Here is a 3,623-nt window from a genome sequence, read left to right as displayed (position 1 = left end):
GCGGTGCATCCATGGTCATCCGGTTGCAATTAGGTTTTCCAACCATGAACCTTGGGTGGCTCAGGCCTATCTTAGGGAAATGGATCAATGATGGCGGAAAATTGGATCCTTCGATGTATCTAGGGCTTGTCACGATGCACGGGGCAATCATGATGTTTTTTGTTTTGACCGCCGGGTTAAGCGGGACATTTAGTAATCTTTTGATCCCCCTTCAGATTGGTGCCCGAGATATGGCTTCTGGCTTTATGAACATGCTTTCGTATTGGTTTTTCTTTGCAGCTAGTGTCGTTCTTTTTTCTTCGTTTTTTCTGGAAACAGGACCTGCAATGGGAGGATGGACCGTCTACCCTCCGCTGAGCGCTATTCCGGAAGCGATATCAGGTTCGGGAATGGGGATGACCCTTTATCTATTGTCCTTTGCCCTGTTTGTTATATCCACGCTTTTGGGAGGTATCAATTATATCACCACTGTAATTAATATGAGAACAAGGGGCATGTCATTTAATAGATTGCCGCTGACAATCTGGTCATTCTTGATCACTGCCGTAATCGGGGTAATGTCATTCCCTGTGCTCCTGTCGGCATTTCTACTGCTCTTCATGGACAGAAGCTTTGGTACCAGCTTTTTTCTTTCAGACATTTATATAAACGGCCAGGCCTTGCCCAATGTCGGCGGCTCACCGATCCTGTATCAGCATTTATTCTGGTTTCTTGGGCATCCGGAGGTGTACATCATTTTTTTGCCCGCCCTTGGGCTTACTTCCGATATCATTGCTACCAACTCGCGCAAACCCATTTTTGGTTACCGCGCCATGATTGTATCGATGATGGCCATTATGTTTTTGTCCTTCATTGTTTGGGCGCATCACATGTTTGTGACTGGCATGAATCCTTTTTTAGGTTCGGTCTTTATGTTCCTGACGCTGATCATTGCGGTACCATCTGCGGTGAAAGGGTTCAACTATATTACAACCTTGTGGCGAGGTAATATCATTTTCACGCCAGCTATGCTTTTTTCGGTTGGAATGGTTTCATTCCTTTTTTCCGGAGGTGTTACCGGAGCAATACTGGGGAACTCGGCATTGGATATCCAGCTTCACGACACATATTTTGTCGTGGCCCATTTTCACCTGATCATGGGGTCAGCATCTTTTTTTGGAATGATGGCTGGTATCTACCACTGGTTTCCCAAGATGTTTGGGCGAATGATGAACCCTGTTCTGGGCTATTTACACTTCTGGGTAACCTTTGTGGGGGTATACATGACATTTATTCCTATGCATTACCTTGGAATTGCAGGATTTCCACGCCGGTATTACGCATTTACCAGCTATGACTTTACAACCAAATTTGTGGACATGAATGCTTTTATCAGTGTTGCGGCCATTCTTACTTTTTCAGCGCAATTTTTATTTCTCTTTAATTTCATTAGAAGCATTTTCTATGGAAAGAAAGCGACACTTAATCCGTGGAATTCGAATACGCTGGAATGGACAACACCGTTGGTGCCAGGTCATGGAAACTGGCCAGGCAAAATCCCATTCGTGTACCGTTGGCCTTACGATTACAGCAAACCTGGCGCGATAGAAGATTTCATCCCCCAAAATATTCCCTATTCCCAGACACTCGCATCCAATTTCCCTCATGAGAATGAGCTTATAGCGACCCAGGAGCCATTGATAACCAACTTTGTCGTCAAGGAACAATCATAGTTAGTCAGGCCTGTTTTTTTGACCTTATATCCGAAGCGCAGCACCGTCGTTGCCTTCGGATATTTTCGTTTTCGAGACGTATCTCCTGGTGACGGACAAGAAAAAGAACTATGTGACAAAAGTCACTTTCTAACAGAATCGAAAGCATTTGATTTGTAAGATTAAAATGACAACATGGAAATTTTGGCTTACATAGCGTCAGCGCTTATTGGTATTTCGCTTGGTCTGATCGGTGGCGGTGGCTCCATTTTAACAGTCCCTGTGCTGGTTTACATGTTTGGGGTCTCACCACTTCTATCAACGTCATATTCTTTATTCATTGTCGGCTCGACTAGCTTGATAGGAGCCTTCAATAATTATAAAAAAGGGGCAGTTAGTGTGCGCACTGCACTCTTATTTGGTGCTTCTTCGATAACGACGGTGTTTCTTACCCGAAAATTTCTGATTCCCCTGATCCCAAAACAGCTTTTTACAATAGGCGGTTTTCAGATTACAGAACCTATTTTAACGATGGTGCTGTTTGCCCTGTTGATGATGGGCGCCTCCTATGGTATGATTAGAAATGATGCGAAGGTCACAGATCAAGCTGAAAACAAAGGGAACAATTATCTTAAGCTGTTTGTGTTCGGTATTGGCATCGGGCTTACAACGGGTTTACTTGGCGCAGGAGGCGGCTTCTTATTGATCCCAACACTGGTACTCTTTTTAGGTATGCCCATGAAGAAAGCCGTAGGCACTTCGCTTTTGATTATAGCCCTGAACTCTTTAATTGGTTTTGTTGGGGATATAGGGCATTTTACAATCGACTGGCCATTCCTTTTAAAAATTACGTGTATTGCTGTTGCTGGCATCATGCTTGGCGGGGTGCTTGGAAAACACGTTAACTCAGACCACCTTAAAAAAGGGTTTGGTTGGTTCATCCTGGTTATGGGAATCTACATTATAACCCACGAGATCATTGCCATGTAGGCTGCACATATGAAAAAGACAAAGGATATCCTATTTGTAGCAGCTCAACTCGTTTTATTTGGCTTGTACGCAATTGCTCCCTCTATTATCCTTTTTCCCGTTAATCGGGCTCTGAAATTTGCTGGGATCTTGACAAGCACATCAGGTGTGGTCATAATACTGGTTTCTATATTTCAGATCAGGCGAAGCCTGACCCCTTTTCCTTCACCAGTCAAAAGCGGGAAACTTATTACAACGGGACTCTACGGATATATAAGGCATCCCATCTATTCGGGCATTATCCTGGCAGCAGCGGGATATGGCGTGCAGGCAGGTGACATATCTAAAATTGCAATCACCCTACTTCTTATACTGCTTTTTTACTTTAAATCACAGTACGAGGAAAAAATGCTGATGGCCTTTTACAATGACTACAAGCAATACCGCAGCCATACTTACCGGTTTTTCCCATTTTTATAAAATTTCATTCTTCAAACATTAAAATCATATGTTAGAATTTATAAGACAGCCGTGGCCATGGTACATATCTGGCTTAGCAATCAGTTTGATCATGGTCATGTTGTTATACTTCGGAAAATCATTTGGCTTTTCCTCCAATCTCAGGACCATCTGCTCGATGTCAGGAGCAGGCCAGAAAGTTAAATTCTTTGATTTTGACTGGCGCAAAGAAATATGGAACCTTCTGTTTTTAGTAGGGTCTGTCATTGGGGGATTCATCGTTTCCCAGTGGCTGAGCAGCCCTGGACAGCTTAAATTGTCACAAGCTACCATTCATGATTTAAAGAACCTCGGGATCCAGTTCGATGGCGGCCTAAATCCCTCTCAGCTGTTTGGGAAAGACTTTGCAACATCGCCAAAAGGCTTTTTTATTCTTTTGCTTGGAGGGGCCTTGGTGGGATTTGGTTCCCGGTATGCGGGTGGTTGCACTTCCGGACATGCCAT

The 3,623-nt window shown here is 43.8% G+C and carries 4 protein-coding genes; all 4 read left to right on the top strand.

Translation table 11 applies throughout. From position 1 onward, the window contains the following. On the top strand, nt 1–1,712 hold a 1,712-nt coding region (locus tag ACTIE6_RS20260; protein WP_439558363.1), incomplete at its 5' end, for a cytochrome c oxidase subunit I. A gap of 174 nt (nt 1,713–1,886) precedes the next feature. After that, nucleotides 1,887–2,681, top strand: coding sequence for a sulfite exporter TauE/SafE family protein (locus tag ACTIE6_RS20255; protein WP_439558362.1), 795 nt, complete (start codon nt 1,887–1,889; stop codon nt 2,679–2,681). 9 nt (nt 2,682–2,690) lie between these two features. Next, nucleotides 2,691–3,140: a methyltransferase family protein gene (locus ACTIE6_RS20250; RefSeq protein ID WP_439558361.1), complete on the top strand. Its 450-nt coding sequence runs from the start codon at nt 2,691–2,693 to the stop codon at nt 3,138–3,140. Nucleotides 3,141–3,168: 28 nt separating this feature from the next. Continuing rightward, a partial coding sequence (locus ACTIE6_RS20245; protein ID WP_439558360.1) for a YeeE/YedE family protein occupies nt 3,169–3,623 on the top strand: 455 nt, incomplete at its 3' end.

This window comes from Dyadobacter sp. (assembly GCF_051859145.1).
In the GTDB taxonomy this organism is placed as follows: domain Bacteria; phylum Bacteroidota; class Bacteroidia; order Cytophagales; family Spirosomataceae; genus Dyadobacter.
The sequence above is the reverse complement of the archived record's forward strand: the minus strand, read 5'-3'. Positions and strand labels throughout refer to the sequence as shown.